This window comes from Pseudomonas sp. SCPG-7 (assembly GCF_002156405.1).
Lineage (GTDB): Bacteria > Pseudomonadota > Gammaproteobacteria > Pseudomonadales > Pseudomonadaceae > Aquipseudomonas > Aquipseudomonas parakoreensis.
In genome coordinates this window covers 237358-256569 of sequence record NZ_MVOO01000003.1, presented here as the reverse complement: position 1 = coordinate 256569, position 19212 = coordinate 237358, and the positions used below count along the sequence as shown (strand labels likewise).

Here is a 19212-nt window from a genome sequence, read left to right as displayed (position 1 = left end):
GCGAGATTTGCCGACGTACAGGATTGCGCTTGGCGGTGAGGCTCGACGGCGGGAATCCTCCCGCCGTATCTGAAATGTCCTACGACTCTTCGACGACGGAGGTCGGTGCAGGCTCGGGCGTTGGCGTCGGGCCCGCGCGGCGATTTTCCTGGAACCAGTGCAGGGCAATCAGCACCAGCGTCGGCACCCCGAGCAGCGCGGTGATCATGAAGAAGTTGTGGTAACCGAACTTCTCGACCATGACACCGGAGTAACCGCCCATCAGGCGCGGTAGCAACAGCATGATCGAACTGAGCAGGGCGTACTGCGTGGCCGAAAACTTGAGGTTGGTCAGGCTCGACAGGTAGGCGACGAACGCCGAGGTCGCGAGCCCGGAACTGAAGTTGTCGAGGGAGATGGTCACCACCAGCATCTGCAGGTTCGGCCCCATGTCGGCCAGCATCACGAACAGCAGGTTGGTCGCCGCCGAAGCCGCGCCACCGATGAACAGAATCGGCAGGATACCGAAGCGCACAATCAGCAGGCCGCCCATGCCGGCGCCAACCAGGGTCATGATCAGGCCAAAGATCTTGCTGACGCTGGCGATCTGATCCTTGGTGAAGCCCTGGTCGATGTAGAACACGTTGGCCATCACGCCCATCACCGTGTCGGACATCCGGTAGGTGGCGATCAGTCCAAGTAACAGCAACGCCTGCCAGCGGTAGCGCAGGATGAAGTCGTTGACCGGGGTCAGTACTGGCGCCAGGCCGCGACGGCCCATGGTCGACAGGCACAGGCCGGTGAGCAGGGTATAGAGGATGGCACGCAGGAAGGCGCGGTCTTCGAGCAGCAGGTCGAGCGGACTCATCTGACCGAAGAGTACGCTGGCGAAATCGGTGTTGTAGAGCTGGGTGAACATCGCCGGAACCGACACCAGCAACACGATCAGCACGAATACCGAGGCCAGTTGATGGACGAAGCTGTAGCGACCGGCCTGCAACTGCGTGCGCAATGGCACGGGCGGTTCGCGCATCAGCAGCGAGGTCAGCAGGGCAGGGACCATCAACACCCCGAACAGGGCGTAGGTGCCGGTCCAGGCTGAATGTTGATAGTTGAAGCCGGTGGAGCCGAAGCCCTCGGCGAAGAACAGCGCGCCCGCCGTGGCCAGCAGGGCGGCGACGCGATAGCCGGACATGTAACTGGCGGCCAGTGCGGCCTGACGGCTGTCGTCGGCGATTTCCAAGCGATAGGCGTCGACCGCGATATCCTGGGTGGCGGAGGCAAAGGCGACGATGACGGCAATGGCGATCAGCCAGGAGAGGTGTTTCTGCGGATCACAGAAGCCCATGCCGATCAGGCCCAGAATCACTAACGACTGCGAGAGTACCAGCCACGAACGGCGGCGGCCCAGCTTGCCCAATAAAGGCAGGCGCCATTGGTCGAGCAGCGGTGACCAGACCCATTTGAAGGCGTAGGCCAGGCCGATCAGGCTGGCGTAGCCGATGGTTTCACGGGCAACGCCGGCTTCACGCAGCCAGACGGACAGCGTCGAAAACACCAGCATGTACGGCAGGCCGGCAGCAAAACCGAGCAACAACAGCACGAGCGTCGAAGGACTGGCATAGGCGGCTAGCGCGGCGCGCCAGGTTTTACGGGGCATGGGCTGAAGTCTGCCTCAAGATTGCGAAAACAAAGCGCGCACTCTAACCGCTGTGCTCTATCGGACGCCAGCCATGGCGCTGAATATCCACACGATTGTTCAGGATGGTGACGCCTTCAGAACGTAATCGTGCCCGTTGTTCGTCTCCCGAGGGGCTGCCCGGCGGCAGGCTGATCCGACCGCCGGCACCCAATACCCGGTGCCACGGCAGTCTGGTATCGCCGGGTAGTTGGCTGAGGGTCCGGCCGACCCAGCGGGCGGCGCGCCCCAGACCCGCGAGTTCGGCCAGCTGACCATAGCTGACCACTTTGCCTTCAGGTACTTGGGCAAGGGTGGAATAAAGCGCCGTGCGTCGGATTTGCGCTTCGCTTTCATCGGGAGGGTTCGGCTCTTTCACCGGTGCGGTTCCTGAACATCGGTCGTGTGGATGGGCTTAAGCGTAATCGCTCGTCGGCCAGATGAGAAATGAACTCAATGGAAATCGTCCGGTCAGTCCTTGTCAGGGTCTTATTCCTACGGATAATGCCGACCTTTTTTCGCAAACTTGAGCCCTTGAACTGCTTATGCTGTCCAGAACCCTGCTGTGCCTTGCTGTTTTCAGTGCATCCACGCCCCTGCTTGCCGACACCGTCTGGTTGAAGAACGGTGACAAATTGAGCGGCAAGATTTCCGTTTTCGATGGCGGCAAATTGCTGATTCAGACCCAGTACGCGGGTGCGGTCACCATTGACTGGAAAGAGGTCAAGACCCTGCAGAGCGATCAGGAACTGCTGGTGAAACAGGACGCCTACAACGGTGAAAAGGCCAAGTCGCTGACCGCCGCCGATGACGGCAAGGTCACTCTGGCCAACGGCGAGGCGCCGAGAACCGTCGAGCTGGCGAGTATCCAGCAGATTCTCAAACCAAAACCGGTGGTCGAAGATCTGGTGTGGAAAGGCAATATCGGCCTGGCGATGGACTATCAGCGGGCAGAAAAGGACACCGACGATTACGACATCGACTTCAAGACCACCGCACGTCATGGTCGCTGGCGGCACACTGCCGAGGGCGAATACAACCGCGAAGTGCAGGACGACGCAGTCACCACCAATAACTGGCGCGCTGAATACGCGCTCGACCGTTTCCTCACCGACAAGTGGTTCTGGCAGGGGCGCCTGAACTACAAGCGTGATTACGTTGAAGAGCTGTCACGTCAGCGCGTGGTCGGTACCGGTCCGGGTTACCAGTTCTGGGACGACGAGCTGGGGGCGTTCTCGCTCGGCTCGCTGCTCAACCGCACCGATTACGAGTACAGCGATGGCGGCAAGGACAATTTCTATTCGGTCGCGATGAAGTGGGATTACAACCGCTACCTGATCGGCAAGAAGGTCGAGTTCTTCACCAACGGCGAACTGGGCAAGCCGCTGTCGGACGTGGCCAACTACGCGCTGGATGCCGAGATGGGCCTGCGTTACAAGGTCACCGACTGGGCGTCGCTCAATCTCAAGGCCGAGCGCGACATCATCAGTGGCACGAAAGACGCAGATTTGAACAAGACCCGCTATACCGCAGGGTTTGGCGTGGCCTGGTAAGGCACAAGCAAAAGATCGCAGCCTGCGGCAGCGCCTACAGGGGAATGGTATTTATCCTGTAGGCGCTGCCGCAGGCTGCGATCTTTTTTTGCGTCTGGAAAACAGACACCCACAAAAAAGCCCCGCTTTTGAGGGCGGGGCTCTTTTCTAAAGAAGCTACAAGTTAGATAACTTGTACTTCTTCAGCTTGCATGCCTTTCTGACCGCGGGTAGCGATGAAAGAAACCTGTTGGCCTTCTTTCAGGCTTTTGAAGCCGTCGGATTGGATAGCTTTGAAGTGAACGAACAGGTCGTCACCGGATTGTGGAGTGATGAAGCCGAAGCCTTTTTCATCGTTGAACCACTTAACGGTACCGGTTTGGCGATTAGACATGGTGTAACTCCTTGAACAAAGATAACTGCGACTCAGGAAGAACCCTGGCCGAGACTGAGTGCAAAGAGCAGGAAAAATTCTTGTAGATGGTTGGATCGAAATTCAACATATCGTGTAGAGATTCTCAGTGACACAAGCAGCACAGTGGCGCCACCTTAACCCTTTTTCCGGAACGTGCCAATGCTTCTTGCGAAGGTTTCTCTGTTTTAAGGATCGGCGGTGTGACGCTTCGTCGCCAGGGCGCGTATTTCCAGCGTGTTCGCCGAGAATTGCAGCGCACACTTTGAACCCGGCGGCGCGCCCGGTAAGATGCCGGACAGATTTTTTCCACCTCGCTATTCAGGACACCCGCCATGAGCATCAAATCGGACAAGTGGATTCGCCGCATGGCGCAGGAACACGGCATGATCGAGCCTTTCGTCGAGCGCCAGGTGCGCGGCAGCGACGACAGCCGTGTGATCTCCTACGGTGTGTCGAGCTACGGCTACGATGTGCGCTGCACCAACCATTTCAAGGTGTTCACCAACATCAACTCGGCGATCGTCGACCCGAAAAACTTCGACGCCGGCAGCTTTGTCGACATTCACAGCGATGTCTGCATCATTCCGCCGAACTCCTTTGCCCTGGCCAGCACCGTCGAATACTTCCGCATTCCGCGCAACGTATTGACCATCTGCCTGGGTAAAAGCACCTATGCGCGTTGCGGCATCATCGTCAACGTCACCCCGCTCGAGCCTGAGTGGGAAGGTCATGTGACCCTGGAGTTTTCCAACACCACCAACCTGCCGGCGAAGATTTACGCCAACGAAGGCGTGGCGCAAATGCTGTTCCTCGAATCCGACGAACAATGCGAAGTTTCCTATAAGGATCGCGGCGGCAAGTATCAAGGCCAGCGTGGCGTGACCCTGCCGCGTACCTGATCCGTCCGGCAGTTCGCGGGAATTCTTTGGCGGGCAGACACTCTATGGGGTGTACTGCCCGTTTTTGCTTCTGGCAAAACGGGCCTTCGCCGAGGAGGTTGCATGAAGATCGATCCGCATATCACCGCCCAACTGGCAAGGCTTGAGCCCAATCAGGTTGGCGTTTTGGCCTGGTCATTGTTGGCACACCCGGCTTTCCATATGGCTGGCGGCATTCCCGGTCAGCCTGATCCCGATACGCCCAACGAACAACCGACCGAACCGGGCGAGCCGACGCTGCCGGACGAGCCGCCACCCGCGCCAGTGGCTTGAGCCGCTGCCCGATAATGGCCAGTTGGCCGAGGTGTGCCCTTTACCTCAGATGACCGGCCATATTTCGTTGTCGCCGACGACGAAAATCCTGCAGGTGTCATCCTTCTCCACCGCAAAGCCGCCGGTAAACGCGCCAAACGCTGGCAGCAGGCTCAAACCCTCGCCCAGCCGGAAACACGCCAGACGCAAACGCTGCCGCCCTTTGCCGTTAAGCCGATAGACGGGATGCACGTGCCCGGCCAGCACATGCCGTTCCGGGTGCGGGTCGGGTTCATGTTGCAAGGCAAACGGCCCGAGCAGCATCGGTTCCGGAACCACGCGAATATTCAGTGCCGCCGGCGGATCCCCAGCGTGTTTGTCGTGGTTGCCGCGAATCAGTGTCATCGGCAGATCCGCGTGACGTGCGCGCCATTCGGCCAAGGCATTGAGCGTGCCCGCCGCATGCGAACCGGGACCGTGCAGAAAGTCACCGAGGAAAAGCAGCTGCCGGCAGGGCAGCCTCGCCAGCAAGCGGTCGAGCACTTCGATGTTCGCCGTCGTGGTGCCTTGTGGCACTGGCTGGCCGAGGCTGCGGTACGCCGCAGCCTTGCCGAAATGCACATCGGCGATCAGCAGCGCTTGCTGCGCCGGCCAGTACAGAGCCTTTTCCGGCAGCAGCCAGAGTTCCTCGCCGGCCAGGCGCACGGGATAGGCTGCACTCATGAGGCTTGACCCTTGTCGGCGGATTGCTCCAGATCACCGACCATGCGCCGGATGCGGTCGGCGAGTTTTTCCGAGCTCATGCTTTCGCGCATGCGCTCCACCAGCAATGGAAAGCCCAGCGGTGTAGGCCGTTTGATCAGGTGCATGTCCAGTTTCATCCGGTTGATTCGCTCCAATGTCTGTTCCAGACGACGAATATCCAGTTCTTCGCGCAGGACTTCTTCCCCGGCCTGGGCCAGCAGCAGGTTGTCGGCGTCGTATTGCTTGAACACCTCGAAGAACAATCCGCTGGAGGCCTGTACCTGACGGGTACTTTTCGGCGCGCCGGGATAGCCGGCGAACACCAGCCCGGCGATCCGCGCAATTTCGCGAAAGCGCCGCAACGCCAGCTCCCCGGCATTCAGGCTGGCGAGCACGTCGCGCAGCAGATGCTCGGGGCTGAGCAGCGCTGCATCGAATTGCCCGGACCAATCGACCGGTGTGGCGCTGAGCAACTCCAATCCGTAATCATTGACCGCAATCGAAAACGTCAGCGGCTGGCGCTGGCTCATGCGCCAAGCCAGCAGGCTGGCGAGCCCCAGATGCACCTGGCGCCCGGCAAACGGGTAGAGGAAAAGGTGCCAGCCTTCGCGTGATTTCAGTACCTCCGCCAACAGACTGTCGGAGGTGGGCAGACCCGACCAGCGCGCCTGGGTTTGCAGCAACGGTTGCAGCGCCTGCATTTCCGGGCCGGCGAACTCACCCCGCGCGGCCGCTGTGAAGCGACTGACCACGGCGGCGGCCAGCTCGTTGGAAAGCGGCATCCGCCCGCCATTCCAGCGCGGCACGGCGGCTTTTTTCGCGGTGCTGCGTTTGACGTACGCGGTCATGTTCTCCACCCGCACCAACTCCAGCAGGCGCCCAGCAAAGAGAAAGCCATCGCCCGGTTTCAGCCGCGCGATAAAGCCTTCCTCGACACTGCCTAACTGCTTGCCACCCCCACCCTTGCTCCAGAATTTCAGATTAATGCTCGCGTCGCTGACGATGGTGCCGATGCTCATGCGATGGCGGCGGGCGAGCCGTGCATCGGGGACGCGCCAGACACCGTGTTCATCCGGTTCGACCCGGCGGTAATCCGGATAGGCCGTCAGAGAAAGCCCGCCGTGACGTACGAACGCCAGCGCCCAGGCCCAGTTCGCCAGCGTCAGGTCTCGATAAGCCCAGGCACCACGCACTTCTTCGTACAGCTCTTCGGGAATAAAGCCACCACCCAGCGCCATGCTGACCAGATGCTGCACCAGCACATCCAGCGGTTGGTGCGGCGACAGGCGCGGTTCGATGTGGCGTTGCGCCACGGCATCACGTGCGGCGACGGCTTCGATCAGCTCCAGGCTGTGGGTCGGCACCAGCGTCACTCGCGAGGTGCGCCCCGGCGCGTGTCCGGAGCGCCCTGCACGCTGCATCAGCCGCGCCACGCCCTTGGCCGAGCCGATTTGCAGCACCCGTTCCACCGGTAAAAAATCCACGCCCAGATCCAGGCTTGACGTACAGACCACGGCTTTCAACTGCCCGTCCTTCAACGCTTGCTCGACCCAGTCGCGGGTCTCGCGAGACAGTGAACTGTGGTGCAGCGCGATCAGTCCGGCCCAGTCCGGCCGCGCTTCGAGTAACGCCTGATACCAGATTTCCGACTGCGCGCGGGTGTTGGTGAAGACCAGGCTGCTGGCGCAGGCGTCGAGTTCGGCGACAACCTGCGGCAGCATCTTCAGACCGATGTGCCCGGCCCACGGAAAACGTTCGATGGCGGGCGGGATCAAGGTGTCGACCTTGAGTGATTTTTCGCTCTGGCCCTGCACGCTGATGCCGCCGCCCTGTGGGATCAGCACCTGTTCGGCGTGGGCTTGATTGCCGAGGGTCGCGGACACGCCCCAGACGATCAGCTCCGGTTGCCAGTGGCGCAGGCGGGCGAGGGCCAGTTGCAGCTGTACGCCGCGTTTGTTGCCGAGCAATTCGTGCCATTCATCGACGACGATCATGCGCAGGCTCGACAGTGCGGTTTGTGCGTCGGCGCGGGCGAGCAGCAGGGTCAGGCTTTCCGGAGTGGTGATCAGCGTAGTCGGCAGGCGTCGGCCCTGACGTGCGCGTTCAGCGCTGCTGGTGTCGCCGGTGCGCAGACCGATGCTCCACGGAATCTGCAAATCGCTGACCGGCGCTTGCAGGGCACGCGCGGTGTCGGCAGCGAGGGCGCGCATCGGCGTGATCCACAACACGGTCAGCGGTTCGCTCTGGGGTTTGCGTTTGCTGGTCGTGGCTGCGGGCGCGGCTGAACGGGCGAAGCGGTTGAGCGCGGCGAACCACACTGCATAGGTTTTACCGGCGCCGGTGCTGGCGTGGAGCAACCCGGACTGACCTTTTTTAACGGCGGCCCACACCTGCTTTTGAAAGGCGAACGGCTTCCAGTTGCGTACGCTGAACCAGGTTTTTGCGAGGTCGGTGGATTTCGCCATGCCGGTTGTGCGCGCTCTGGAAGTGTTCTTCCAGTGACCACGCCGACATACGAAAGGTTTAAAAACACCGCAATCTCAATGTAGGAGCTGCCGCAGGCTGCGATCTTTTGATCTTGAAAGGCAAATCAAAAGATCGCAGCCTGCGGCAGCTCCTACATTGGAGATTCGGGTTACTTGAGGTTTCCGCTGAGGAACTGCTTCAGCCGTTCGCTCTTCGGGTTGCCCAGCACGTCTTCCGGCGCGCCTTCTTCTTCCACCAGCCCTTGATGCAGAAACAACACCTGGCTGGAGACCTTGCGGGCGAAGCTCATTTCATGGGTCACCATGATCATCGTCCGGCCTTCCTCGGCCAGCCCCTGAATCACCCGCAGCACTTCGCCCACCAGCTCCGGGTCGAGTGCCGAGGTCGGTTCGTCGAACAGCATCACTTCCGGCTCCATCGCCAGCGCCCGGGCAATCGCCACCCGCTGTTGCTGGCCGCCAGAGAGAAACGCCGGGTACTGATCGGCAACCCGCGCCGGCAGGCCCACTTTATCCAGATAACGGCGGGCGCGGTCTTCCGCTTCCTGCTTGCTGCAACCCAGCACCCGGCGCGGGGCCATGGTGATGTTTTCCAGCACGGTCATGTGGCTCCACAGGTTGAAGTGCTGGAACACCATGGCCAGTCGCGTGCGCAGGCGTTGCAGTTCATTCGGGTCGGCGACGTGCATGCCGTGGCGGTCGGTGACCATGCGGATCGCTTGGCCATCGAGGCTCATGGCGCCATCGTTGGGTTGTTCGAGGAAGTTGATGCAGCGCAAAAAGGTGCTTTTGCCCGAGCCGCTGGCGCCGATCAGGCTGATCACGTCGCCGGTTTTGGCCTTGAGCGAAACGCCTTTGAGTACCTGATGGTCGCCATAGCTTTTGTGCAGACCTTCAACCGTCAATTTGTACATGGGACAGACATCCTCAAGGCGAAAGTAGATAGCCGCTGCGATAGGCTTCGGCGCCGGCCACGTGGGCGATCACCATGCCGGCAGTGGCCATGCGCCGCAGCGAGCGGGCGTACATCACGCCGGCAGCGGTGCAGCAAATGGGGGTAACCCGATCACTGATCGGGTCGATGATTTCGGCAATCTGTTGCCCGGCTTGCAGGTACTGGCCGGCTTGCGCGGTGTACACCAGCAGCCCGCCGGCCGCTGTCGCGACCGGCTCGACACCGGCCAGCGGTGTTGCGGGGAAGGGCAAGGGCGGTTGCGGCCGGGTCTCGCCGACGATCGCATCGAACTGGATCAGGTAATCGATCAAGGCCTGGCAGTCACGACTGGCCATCGGGTGATTGACGTCACCCTGGCCGCGCAACTCCACGGTCACCGAAAAACTGCCCAGCGGAATCTCGAAGTGCTCGCCAAAGCGTTCCTGCAGTTGCCACCACAGCAGGGTGAAGCATTCGTCGAACGACTGGCCGCCGGAATCGGTGGCCAGCAAGCTCGCCTGGGCTTCGATATAACGCGCCAGCGGCTCGACCTGCGGCCACGCCTCGGGCGTGGTGTAGAGGTGAACCACCGATTCGAAATCGCAATGCAGGTCCAGCACCATGTCGGCATCGCACGCCAGCCGTTGCAGGGTCAGGCGCTGGGATTGCAGTTGTGTGGCGGGCGTCTGGCGGGCGAGGGCGTTGCGCAGGCTGGCGCGGATCAACTCAAGGTTGCGATGCGGATCGTCGCCCAGTTGGCCCTCGATGTCGTTGCCGATTTCTTCGCTGAGGTCGACGAACCAGCGATTGAAATTCTGCCCGCTCTCCAGCTCGTAACGGCCCAGCGGCACGTCCATCAGCACTTGTTCGAGGCCGACCGGATTGGCCACCGGCACCAGCACGATCTGACTGCGCAGGCGCCCGGCGGCTTCCAGCTCCGCCAGGCGCTGCTTGAGGTGCCAGGCCACGAGCATGCCGGGCATTTCGTCGGCATGCAGCGAGGATTGGATGTAGATCTTGCCTTGGGCCTGCTCCGGGCCGAAGTGGAAGCTGTGGATCTGGCGTGCGGTCCCCGGCACCGGGGCCAACAGGTCATGGATCTGGTGTCGCATTACAGGGTTTCCTAGTGGGTCGGCCCGAGGAAGGCCAGCCATCGGCGTTCGGCGAGGCGGAACAGGCCGACCAGCGCAAAGGTGATGGTCAGGTAGATCAGCGCGGCGATGCCGAACGACTGGAAGGTCAGGTAGGTCGCCGAGTTGGCGTCCCGTGCCACTTTCAGGATGTCGGGGATGGTCGCGGTGAAGGCCACGGTGGTCGAGTGCAGCATCAGGATCACTTCGTTGCTGTAATACGGCAACGAACGGCGCAGCGCCGAGGGCATGATCACGTAGGCATACAGCTTCCAGCCGGTCAGACCGTAGGCCTTGGCCGCTTCGACTTCACCGTGGTTCATGCTGCGGATCGCCCCGGCGAAAATCTCCGTGGTGTAGGCGCAGGTGTTCAAGGCAAACGCGAGGATCGTGCAGTTCATCGCATCGCGAAAGAAACTGTCGAGCAACGGCTGCGCGCGCACGGCGGCCAGGCTGTAGATCCCGGTGTAGCAGATCAGCAACTGGATGTAGAGCGGCGTGCCACGGAACAGGTAGGTGTAGAACTGCACCGGCCAGCGCACATAGAAGTGCGAGGACACCCGGGCAATCGACAGCGGGATCGACACCAGGAACCCGATGAAGATCGAGGCGCTGAGCAGCCACATCGTCATCGCCAGTCCGGTGATGTTGGTGCCGTCGGTATAAAGGAAGGGTTTCCAGTATTCCTGCAGGAGTTCGATCATCGTACGGCCTCCCGGGCACCGGCGGCGTAACGACGCTCAAGCCAGCGCAGGATGACGTTCGAAGCACTGGTGATCAGCAGATAGATCAAGGCGGCGAGTACCAGGAAGTAGAACAGTTGATAGGTGCTTTTACCGGCGTCCTGCGCGGCTTTGACCAGATCCGCCAGACCGATTATCGACACCAGTGCGGTGGCCTTGAGCATCACCATCCAGTTGTTGCCGATGCCTGGCAGGGCGAAGCGCATCATTTGCGGGAACACCACGAAGCGAAAACGCTGGCCACGTTTGAGGCCATAAGCGGTGGCCGCTTCAACCTGACCGCGTGGTACGGCGAGGATCGCCCCACGGAAGGTTTCGGTGAAATACGCACCATAGATGAAGCCCAGCGTGATCACCCCGGCGGTGAAAGAGTCGATTTCGATGTAGTCCCACTCCATGACGTCGGTCAGGGCGGTCAGCCAGGTTTGCAGGCTGTAGAAAATCAGCAGCATCAGCACCAGATCCGGCACGCCGCGAATCAGCGTGGTGTAGAGCTGGGCAGGCAGGCGCAGCAGTTTGGATTTCGACAGTTTGGCACTGGCGCCCAAGAGACCGAGCAACACGGCCACCAGCAGCGACAACGCCGACAATTTGATGGTCATCCAGGTGCCTTCCAACAGCAACGGACCGAAGCCCTTGAGGCTGAAGGCGGAGAGCCCCAGATTTTGTAAGAGGTTTTCGAACATAAATCAGCAACCTGAGCGGATGGAAAAGGCGCCCATCGAGTGATGGGCGCCAGGGCATTATTTACCGCTGTACAGATTCAGATCGCCAAAGTGTTTCTTTTGAATCTCGGCGTATTTGCCGTCATCGTGTAACGCTTTGATACCTTTATCTAAAAGCGCCTTCAGCTCTTTGTTACCTTTCTTAATACCGACAGCGGTTTTGGCTGGCAGCAATTCGCTGTCGACCGGCTTGCTGACTTCGTAGTTGGCGCCATCCGGCGACTTCAAAAAGCCCAGTTCGGCTTGCAGCATGTCCTGGATCGAGGCGTCGAGACGGCCGTTTTTCAGGTCGGCGTAGACCTGATCCTGGTTGGCGTAAGCCTGGATTTTCACCCCTGCCTTCTCCAGTACGGCCTTGGCGTAGGCTTCCTGGATGGTGCCTTGCTCGTAACCGACGGATTTGCCCTTGAGAGAGGCGACGTCATCGCTCAGGCCGGAACCCTTCTTGAACACGTAGGAAGTCGGGCCGGAAAACAGCTCGCTGGAGAAGTCGATCGCCTTTTCACGGGCCGGGGTCACGGTCATCGACGAAATCACACCGTCGAATTTGTTGGCGTTGAGGCCCGGAATCATGCCGTCGAAGTCGCTTTCAACCCATTTGCACTTGACCTTCAGCTCGGCGCAGATCGCGTTGCCCAGGTCGATGTCGAAGCCCACCAGGCTGCCGTCGGACGCTTTCGACTCGAACGGTGCGTAGGAAGGATCAACGCCAAAACGCAGCTCTTTGTATTCCTTGGCCAGCGCGGAGCCGGCAGCCATGCACAACGCCAGTGCAGAAAGGGTCAGCAATGCTTTTTTCATTATTCAATCCCTAAGAACCAATATGAGCGCTTGTGGCGCAGAATTATTGTTACTGGAACGCGTACGACCTATAGAAAGTAGCAATTTCCGAACCAGAGTCCCGAACAAGTGTTTTAAAAGGTTGGGGGAGGGGAGAGGGAAAGGGATTGGTGCACGGAACCGGGCGTCGGTTGAAGGCTGCACCAAGTTGGGTCGAGGTATGCATTTTTAAGTGATGGGATGAGCCATTGTGGCGAGGGAGCTTGCTCCCGCTGGAGGGCGAAGCACTCCCCAGGATTTTTCAGACTGACCGTCTTTTTTGCGACTGCTACGCAGCCGAGCGGGAGCAAGCTCCCTCGCCACAGGGAGTTCATTCAGTTGGATGTGATCAGTGTCCCCGGAAACCGGGTCAGGCCAACAAATCCTGCAACGTCGCCAGGCTGTCGGCCTCATCCACCGTCTTGTCCTGCCGCCAGCGCAGCATGCGCGGAAAACGCACGGCAATGCCGCTCTTGTGCCGTCGCGACAGGGCGATCCCTTCGAACCCCAGTTCGAACACCATACTCGGTTTGACGCTGCTCACCGGGCCGAATTTTTCTACGGTGGTCTTGCGTACGATGCTGTCGACCTGACGCATCTCTTCGTCGGTCAGCCCCGAATAGGCCTTGGCAAACGGCACCAGCGCCCGTTGGCTGGATTCGGGGGGGCCGTCCCACACGGCGAAGGTGTAATCGCTGTACAGACTGGCGCGCCGGCCATGGCCGCGTTGGGCGTAGATCAATACCGCATCGACGCTGAACGGGTCGACCTTCCACTTCCACCACACGCCCATGTCCTTGGTCCGGCCCACGCCATACAGGGCGTCGCGGGCCTTGAGCATCATGCCCTCGACCCCCAGTCGCCGTGAGGCTTCACGCTGCCGGGCGAGATCCAACCAGTCACTGCCGGTGAGAATCGGCGAGGCCAGTAACACCGGGTTGTTACCGTGGGCGATGACCTGCTCCAGTTGCGCACGTCGTTCGGCCTGCGGACGGTTGCGCCAGTCTTCGCCCTGCCACTCCAGCAAGTCGTAGGCGAGCACTACCACCGGCACTTCTTCGAGGATCTTCTTGTCGAGGGTTTTGCGGCCGATGCGTTGCTGCAGCAGGGCGAAAGGTTGCACCGCTGGTGGCGCGCTCGATTGCGGATCGAAGGCGTCTTCGGTGCTCGGATGGGTACTTTTCCAGACCACGATTTCGCCGTCGATCACCGTGCCGTCGGGTAACGCGTGGATCAACGTATCGAATTCGGGAAAGCGTTCGGTCACCAGTTCTTCACCGCGCGACCAGACCCACAACCGCCCCTCACGTTTGACCACCTGCGCGCGGATCCCATCCCACTTCCATTCCACCTGCCAGTCGCTCGCCGGGCCCAGCAATGTTTCGAACTCCTCCACCGATTGCGACAAGGCATGGGCGAGGAAAAACGGGTAGGGCTGACCGCCACGCTGAGCGTGTTCGTCGGCGGATTCCGGGGCGATCAGTTTCAGGTAGCTGGCCGCATTCGGCCGGTTCGACAGGTCGGTGTAACCCACCAGTCGCTGCGCCACGCGTTTGCTGTCGAGGCCGGCCATCGATGCCAACGCGCGAGTGACCAACAGTTTCGACACGCCGACGCGGAAGCTGCCAGTGATCAATTTGATGCACAGCATCAGGCTCGGCCGGTCCAGCTGCGCCCACAGTGCGGGCAGTTGGCGGGCGAGATACTCCGGGGTCTCACCGCGCAGCGGCAGCAGCTTGTCTTCGATCCATTCGGCCAGGCCGGCCTCGGAGCTGTGCAGGTTTTCTGGCAGCACCAGCGAAATGGTTTCCGCCAGATCGCCGACGGATTGATAGCTTTCCTCGAACAGCCACGGCTGCAACCCCGAGACCTCCACCGCCAGTTCGCGCAGGATGCGCACCGGCACCAGTTGTCGCGGGCGCCCGCCCGACAGAAAGTACACCGCCCATGCCGCGTCTTGCGGTGCAGCCTGGGCGAAGTAGGCTTGCATGGCGGCCAGTTTGGCGTTGCTGGACGTGGTGGCGTCGAGTTCGGCATACAACTCGGCGAAGGCTTTCATGCTTGCACCTCGGCGATGGCAGGTTCGGCGTCAATGTTTTCCTCTTCATCGTCGCCGTATTCGGTGTTGAAGCCTTGCGCATCCAGGCCTTGTTCACGCAGATGGCGCACCAGCACGCCGATCGAGCCGTGGGTGACCATCACCCGTTCGGCGCCGGTCTGTTCGATGGCCCAGAGCAGGCCCGGCCAGTCGGCGTGATCCGACAGCACAAAACCACGATCCACGCCGCGCCGCCGGCGGGTGCCGCGCAGGCGCATCCAGCCGCTGGCGAAGGCGTCGCTGAAATCACCGAACCGGCGCATCCAGGTGCTGCCACCGGCCGAGGGCGGGGCGATGACCAGCGCCTGACGCATGATCGGGTCGGATTTTTTGATGTCGCCGGCGTAGATCGTCGGCGGTAGGTACACGCCAGCCTCGCGGTGGACCCGGTTCAGCGGCTCGACGGCACCGTGACTGAGGATCGGGCCGAGGCTGGCGTCGATGCCATGCAGGATCCGCTGAGCCTTGCCGAATGAATAACAGAACAGCACGCTGGCCTTGCCCGCCGTGATGTTTGCCTGCCACCACTGGTTGATCTCGCTGAACACCTGCGCCTGTGGCTGCCAGCGGTAGATCGGCAGGCCGAAGGTCGATTCGGTGATAAAGGTGTGGCAGCGCACCGGTTCGAACGGCGCGCAGGTGCCATCGGGTTCGATCTTGTAGTCGCCGGACGCGACCCAGACTTCACCGCCGTATTCCAGACGCACCTGGGCCGAACCGAGCACATGCCCGGCCGGATGGAAACTCAAAGTCACGCCGTGGTGGGTCAGGCGTTGGCCGTAGGCGAGGGTTTGCAGGTTGATGTCCTGACCCAGACGCGCGCGCAAAATCCCTTCGCTGGCGCTGCTGGCAAGGTAGTGCTGATTGCCGTTACGGGCGTGATCGCCGTGGGCATGGGTGATCACCGAGCGCTCGACCGGGCGCCACGGATCAATGTAGAAATCCCCGGCAGGGCAGTACAAGCCTTCGGGGCGGGCGATAACAAGGTCCATGTCGTTACCAGAATGGAGGGCTTGTTAGCTATGAGGTTGGCGCGAGTCTGGAAGTTCTATCGGGTTTTTATGTGGGGCGAAAAGCAAAAGATCGCAGCCTTCGGCAGCTCCTACAGGATGTTCACCATTCCCATGTAGGAGCTGCCGAAGGCTGCGATCTTTTGATCTTGCTCTAGCGTTTATTTGCCCGGGGTGAGGGTCAAACGCGTCTTGCCATACACCCGGTCAAAGTTCTGCGGCTGCATCGGCAGACCGATGTACTGACCCTTGAGCCACGCATCAACGCCATTGAGGTAATTCGGGCTGGCCGGGTTGCCGGACTGGCCGGTACCGTTCTGCCCCATCAAGGGTTCGGTCTGGCTGAAGTCGACAATGAAACGCATCGACGGCGCCCGCGTGGTGTTGAAGTCCTGACCCCAGGCAAATGCCGAGGTATTGAGCGTGGTGTGATCGCCGCCGGCTGCCAGTGGGCCGCGAACGGCCTGGCCGTTGGCGTTTTTCCATGTGTAGCTGTGCAGTTTGCCCCACTGCCAGGCCTTGTGATCGCCACCCAACTGACTGTCGCCGGCGTTGATCGCGGCCGCCAGACTGCGCGCCAGAATCTGCGCCTTGTCTTCTTTCTGCGGGGTGTGGATGTCATCCCAGAACGGGCTGTCTTCGCGACCGAGCAGGTGATCGGCCTGCGCCGAGTAAGACAAGTCACCGTTGGCGATAAAGGCTTTCCACGCCGGGCTCGACTCGGGGCCGAGCTCATCGAGGAAGATCTGCTTCATGCTTGCTTGCAGGAACAGTTCATAGATCGCCGCATCCGCCGAGGTCGGGCTGAGCTTGCCGTCGAACGCCATCAATCGGGTGAACGCCTCGCGCGCCTTGCTGCGATCGGCTTCCGGCAGAGCGTCGATCGCCTGTTTCAGCGGCTGCTTCATGCCTGGCGCTTCAAACATTTTCTTCAGCTTGGCGGCGAAGGTGGTGGTCTGGTCGTACTGCATGGCGATCACGCTGCGACTGTCCTGTTTGCCGCTGCCGGCCAGTTCCGCCAAACGCTCGCCGCGCTCTGGCGCCGCCCACGAGTTGGACAACTGCATGCCGTAGCCGTGAGGAATCACCCGCTGGTTGGCAGTGCCGAGCCAGCCCTGGGTCGGGTCCTGATCGTACGGGTGCAACATCGGGTCGGCGTAACCGTCCCAGTCGTAGCGACCTTCCCAGCCCGGCGATGGCAGCAGGCCTTCGCCTTCGCGACGGTTGGGGAAGCGCCCGGTGACTTGCCAGCCAATATTGCTGGCGTCGGCGAACACCATGTTCAGGGCGATGGCGCGGATTTCGCGACTGGCGTCCGAAGCGCGTTCAACGTTTTGCGCGCGGGTCAGGTCGAAAAAAGCGTCCAGCGATTTGTCGTCGGCGAAGTTCGGGGTTTGCAGGGCCAGGCCAAAACCGTTGCCCTGTGCCGCAGCCTGGGCACTGTTGAGCAGTGCACCGTGACGGGTTTCGTACACCGCTTCGCGAATCGGCCGCTGGCCTTTGACGAAATAGGTTTCGTTGCGCACGCCCAGCGGCTGCCATTTGCCGTTGACCTCGTAGGTCAGGCTGCTGCCCTGACGGCGGATTTTTTCCAGGAACAGGTCCTGGTTATCGCCGAGCACGCTGGTGGCGCTCCACGCCACTTTGCCGTTGAAGCCACCGAGGACCATTGGCAGACCGGCAACGGTGACACCGGCAGCCTGATATTTCGGCGCGCGGATCTGCACGAAGGTCCACAGCGACGGCGCGGCCAATGGCCCATGACTGTCGCTGGCAAGAATGCTCTTGCCGCTGCGGCTGCGTTGCGGGGCGATGGCCCAGTTGTTCGAGGTGCTGGCGCCCAGCAGATTCACCGCCGCCAATTGTTGGCTGGCGTTGCTCAGTTCGGTGAGGCCAGGGATCTGTCCGTTGAGCTTGAGGCCTTGCAGCTTGTCAGCCTCGGCCAGCGGCAGGTTTTCATCCGGTGCAGACGGGGTCAGCCAGGCGAGTTTGTCGGTGGTCACGGTTTGCGCCAGCACCAGCGAGGAAATTTCCTCCGGCAGGTTGGCTGACTGGCTGAAGTTCAACAGTGCGAACAGCAGCGCCGAGTCTTCCGGTTTCCAGTATTCCGGCTTGTAGCCGCTGGACGCGAGGTCGCCTGGCAGTTTGTCGGCGTAGCGGAACAGGTAGGCGTTGACGCCTCGCGCATAGACTTCAAAGAAACGCTTGAGGCGTGGCGACGAGGCCTTGTACAGCTCGTCGGCGCTTTTCTTCAGGTTGACTGCGCGCATGTAGCGGTCAGCATCGAGCATTGAGGCGCCGGACATTTCCGCCAGACGGCCCTGGGCCAGCAGGCGCAGGGTCACCATCTGGTTGATGCGGTCGCTGGCATGCACGTAACCGAGGGTGAACAGTGCGTCGTGGAAGCTGTTGCTTTCGATCAACGGCATGCCCATGGCATTGCGACGCACCGAAACGTTCTGCGCCAGCCCCTTGAGCGCTTGCACGCCGGAGGTGGGCGGGAGGGTGTCCTGCGCGTTCCAGGTCTGGCAACCGGACAGGCTCAAGACACCGGTCACTGCTGCGGCAACGCCGAACCGGGGAAGAAAATGTGTAAGGGCTGGCGAGGCCATGGCAAAGCTCCTGCGGGGGTAGAGGCTGGGGGCGCAATAAAGCCGCTACGTTAGTGAGCAGGCGGTGGCCGCGCAAGCGGGGCGAGCGGTTATTTCTGTATTTGTCTGACCAACAGCAAATCTGCAGAGATAACAGTGTTTTTGTGGCGAGGGAGCTTGCTCCCGCTCGGCTGCGCAGCAGTCGTTATCCAGACTGCGCATTTTTCTGATAGATCGCGGCAACCAGTTTGGGAGCGCTTCGCCCTCCCGCGGGAGCAAGCTCCCTCGCCACAACAACGATCCATCCAGATATCAGGATTTCGGCGGGTTGATCTTCTGCACCAAGACATACGCGTTCACCGTCGCCGGGCGATCCTTGATCGGGTTGAATCAGAGCTTGCTCACCCCGTGGCGGTGATGCTGAACTGCGAAGCTCACCGACCCCGCATGAGAAAAAAACGCCATGGAGCTCAAGGCCAACGCTGCACTGATCATCATCGACCAGCAACAAGGCATTCTGCAGCCGCGCCTGGGCCGACGGAATAATCCGCAGGCCGAAGAACGCATGCTTGATTTGCTGAGGGCGTGGCGCAGCAGCGGGCGGCCGGTGATTCATGTGCAGCATCTGTCCCGTGAAGCGGATTCGGTGTTCTGGCCCGGGCAGTCCGGGGTGGAGTTTCAGCAGCAATTCCTGCCGCAGGACGGCGAATGGCTGATCCAGAAACAGGTGCCGGACGCGTTTTGCGCCACGGGGCTGGAGGCACGGCTGCGTGAGGCGGGGATCGGGCAATTGATCATTGTCGGTGTGGCGACCCACAACTCGGTGGAATCCACAGCGCGTACGGCGGGCAATCTGGGATTTGACGCCTGGGTGGCGGAGGACGCGTGTTTTACCTTCGATAAGGCCGATTATTTCGGTACACCGCGTTCAGCCGAAGAGGTGCACGGGATGTCGCTGGGGAATGTGCACGGGGAGTATGCGACGGTGGTCAGTGCGAAGCAGATTCTGGCAGTCGCCTGAGAAACCTGTGGGGGCTGGCTTGCCAGCGATAGCGGAGCGTCAGGCTGCATCGATGCTGGATGCGCCGGCCTCATCGCTGGCAAGCCAGCTCCCACAGTCGACTGCGTTCAGCCAGCG

17 protein-coding genes are annotated in these 19212 nt (G+C 61.1%); 4 read left to right on the top strand and 13 right to left on the bottom strand.

All coding sequences use genetic code 11. The features are described 5' to 3' along the window. Nucleotides 1–79 precede the first annotated feature (79 nt). Nucleotides 80–1639, bottom strand: coding sequence for an AmpG family muropeptide MFS transporter (locus tag B1722_RS08065; protein ID WP_041070722.1), 1560 nt, complete (start codon nt 1637–1639; stop codon nt 80–82). A 43-nt stretch (nt 1640–1682) separates the two neighbouring features. Next, nucleotides 1683–2036 (bottom strand): MGMT family protein, encoded by a 354-nt coding sequence (locus B1722_RS08060; protein WP_041070719.1) that lies wholly within the window; start codon nt 2034–2036, stop codon nt 1683–1685. A gap of 166 nt (nt 2037–2202) precedes the next feature. Between B1722_RS08060 and B1722_RS08055 the strand changes: the two genes are divergently transcribed. Further along, nucleotides 2203–3210: a DUF481 domain-containing protein gene (locus B1722_RS08055; protein WP_041070716.1), complete on the top strand. Its 1008-nt coding sequence runs from the start codon at nt 2203–2205 to the stop codon at nt 3208–3210. A 163-nt stretch (nt 3211–3373) separates the two neighbouring features. Here B1722_RS08055 and B1722_RS08050 read toward each other — a convergent pair whose 3' ends face one another. Continuing rightward, nucleotides 3374–3583: a cold-shock protein gene (locus B1722_RS08050; RefSeq protein ID WP_002554837.1), complete on the bottom strand. Its 210-nt coding sequence runs from the start codon at nt 3581–3583 to the stop codon at nt 3374–3376. Nucleotides 3584–3936: 353 nt separating this feature from the next. On the opposite strand from B1722_RS08050, the gene dcd reads away from it, so the two are divergent. Continuing rightward, nucleotides 3937–4503, top strand: a complete 567-nt coding sequence (dcd, locus tag B1722_RS08045) for a dCTP deaminase (RefSeq protein WP_003222308.1) — start codon at nt 3937–3939, stop codon at nt 4501–4503. Between the two features lie 102 nt (nt 4504–4605). Continuing rightward, nucleotides 4606–4815, top strand: a complete 210-nt coding sequence (locus B1722_RS08040; protein ID WP_027614346.1) for a hypothetical protein — start codon at nt 4606–4608, stop codon at nt 4813–4815. A gap of 45 nt (nt 4816–4860) precedes the next feature. Here the strand turns inward: B1722_RS08040 and pdeM are convergent, their stop codons facing one another. From pdeM to B1722_RS07990, 10 genes are all read right to left on the bottom strand, one after another. Then, complete coding sequence (pdeM, locus tag B1722_RS08035; protein WP_041070644.1) at nt 4861–5517, bottom strand: ligase-associated DNA damage response endonuclease PdeM; 657 nt, start codon at nt 5515–5517, stop codon at nt 4861–4863. Next, nucleotides 5514–8003, bottom strand: coding sequence for a ligase-associated DNA damage response DEXH box helicase (locus B1722_RS08030; protein WP_041070642.1), 2490 nt, complete (start codon nt 8001–8003; stop codon nt 5514–5516). Before B1722_RS08030 ends, pdeM begins: the two co-directional genes overlap by 4 nt. 170 nt (nt 8004–8173) lie before the next feature. After that, nucleotides 8174–8938 (bottom strand): ABC transporter ATP-binding protein, encoded by a 765-nt coding sequence (locus B1722_RS08025; protein WP_003222314.1) that lies wholly within the window; start codon nt 8936–8938, stop codon nt 8174–8176. Between the two features lie 13 nt (nt 8939–8951). Then, a complete protein-coding gene (locus tag B1722_RS08020) occupies nt 8952–10070 on the bottom strand; it encodes a succinylglutamate desuccinylase/aspartoacylase family protein (protein WP_041070640.1) in 1119 nt (372 codons plus the stop codon). Nucleotides 10071–10081: 11 nt separating this feature from the next. Then, entirely contained in the window at nt 10082–10792 is a 711-nt protein-coding gene (locus B1722_RS08015; protein ID WP_041070638.1) for an ABC transporter permease, read from the bottom strand. Next, nucleotides 10789–11517: an ABC transporter permease gene (locus tag B1722_RS08010; RefSeq protein WP_003222319.1), complete on the bottom strand. Its 729-nt coding sequence runs from the start codon at nt 11515–11517 to the stop codon at nt 10789–10791. Before B1722_RS08010 ends, B1722_RS08015 begins: the two co-directional genes overlap by 4 nt. A 57-nt stretch (nt 11518–11574) precedes the next feature. Next, complete coding sequence (locus B1722_RS08005; protein ID WP_041070636.1) at nt 11575–12357, bottom strand: transporter substrate-binding domain-containing protein; 783 nt, start codon at nt 12355–12357, stop codon at nt 11575–11577. Nucleotides 12358–12745: 388 nt separating this feature from the next. Beyond that, entirely contained in the window at nt 12746–14434 is a 1689-nt protein-coding gene (locus tag B1722_RS08000; protein WP_041070634.1) for an ATP-dependent DNA ligase, read from the bottom strand. Next, nucleotides 14431–15465 (bottom strand): ligase-associated DNA damage response exonuclease, encoded by a 1035-nt coding sequence (locus B1722_RS07995; protein WP_041070633.1) that lies wholly within the window; start codon nt 15463–15465, stop codon nt 14431–14433. The genes B1722_RS08000 and B1722_RS07995 overlap by 4 nt, the downstream gene beginning before the upstream one ends. Before the next feature lie 179 nt (nt 15466–15644). Beyond that, on the bottom strand, nt 15645–18095 hold the full coding sequence (locus B1722_RS07990; RefSeq protein WP_041070631.1) for a penicillin acylase family protein: 2451 nt from the start codon (nt 18093–18095) through the stop codon (nt 15645–15647). A 442-nt stretch (nt 18096–18537) separates the two neighbouring features. On the opposite strand from B1722_RS07990, the gene B1722_RS07985 reads away from it, so the two are divergent. Beyond that, nucleotides 18538–19095 (top strand): cysteine hydrolase family protein, encoded by a 558-nt coding sequence (locus B1722_RS07985; RefSeq protein WP_041070629.1) that lies wholly within the window; start codon nt 18538–18540, stop codon nt 19093–19095. Nucleotides 19096–19212 lie beyond the last annotated feature (117 nt).

Bases quoted from the DNA above. Each gene is read 5' to 3' on its own strand.
- B1722_RS08010 (WP_003222319.1), bottom strand. From the start codon at position 11,517: ATGTTCGAAAACCTCTTACAAAATCTGGGGCTCTCCGCCTTCAGCCTC.
- B1722_RS08015 (WP_041070638.1), bottom strand. From the start codon at position 10,792: ATGATCGAACTCCTGCAGGAATACTGGAAACCCTTCCTTTATACCGAC.
- B1722_RS08050 (WP_002554837.1), bottom strand. From the start codon at position 3,583: ATGTCTAATCGCCAAACCGGTACCGTTAAGTGGTTCAACGATGAAAAA.
- B1722_RS07985 (WP_041070629.1), top strand. From the start codon at position 18,538: ATGGAGCTCAAGGCCAACGCTGCACTGATCATCATCGACCAGCAACAA.
- B1722_RS08030 (WP_041070642.1), bottom strand. From the start codon at position 8,003: ATGGCGAAATCCACCGACCTCGCAAAAACCTGGTTCAGCGTACGCAAC.
- B1722_RS08000 (WP_041070634.1), bottom strand. From the start codon at position 14,434: ATGAAAGCCTTCGCCGAGTTGTATGCCGAACTCGACGCCACCACGTCC.
- pdeM (WP_041070644.1), bottom strand. From the start codon at position 5,517: ATGAGTGCAGCCTATCCCGTGCGCCTGGCCGGCGAGGAACTCTGGCTG.
- B1722_RS08055 (WP_041070716.1), top strand. From the start codon at position 2,203: ATGCTGTCCAGAACCCTGCTGTGCCTTGCTGTTTTCAGTGCATCCACG.
- B1722_RS07990 (WP_041070631.1), bottom strand. From the start codon at position 18,095: ATGGCCTCGCCAGCCCTTACACATTTTCTTCCCCGGTTCGGCGTTGCC.
- B1722_RS08065 (WP_041070722.1), bottom strand. From the start codon at position 1,639: ATGCCCCGTAAAACCTGGCGCGCCGCGCTAGCCGCCTATGCCAGTCCT.
- B1722_RS07995 (WP_041070633.1), bottom strand. From the start codon at position 15,465: ATGGACCTTGTTATCGCCCGCCCCGAAGGCTTGTACTGCCCTGCCGGG.
- B1722_RS08040 (WP_027614346.1), top strand. From the start codon at position 4,606: ATGAAGATCGATCCGCATATCACCGCCCAACTGGCAAGGCTTGAGCCC.
- B1722_RS08005 (WP_041070636.1), bottom strand. From the start codon at position 12,357: ATGAAAAAAGCATTGCTGACCCTTTCTGCACTGGCGTTGTGCATGGCT.
- dcd (WP_003222308.1), top strand. From the start codon at position 3,937: ATGAGCATCAAATCGGACAAGTGGATTCGCCGCATGGCGCAGGAACAC.
- B1722_RS08020 (WP_041070640.1), bottom strand. From the start codon at position 10,070: ATGCGACACCAGATCCATGACCTGTTGGCCCCGGTGCCGGGGACCGCA.
- B1722_RS08025 (WP_003222314.1), bottom strand. From the start codon at position 8,938: ATGTACAAATTGACGGTTGAAGGTCTGCACAAAAGCTATGGCGACCAT.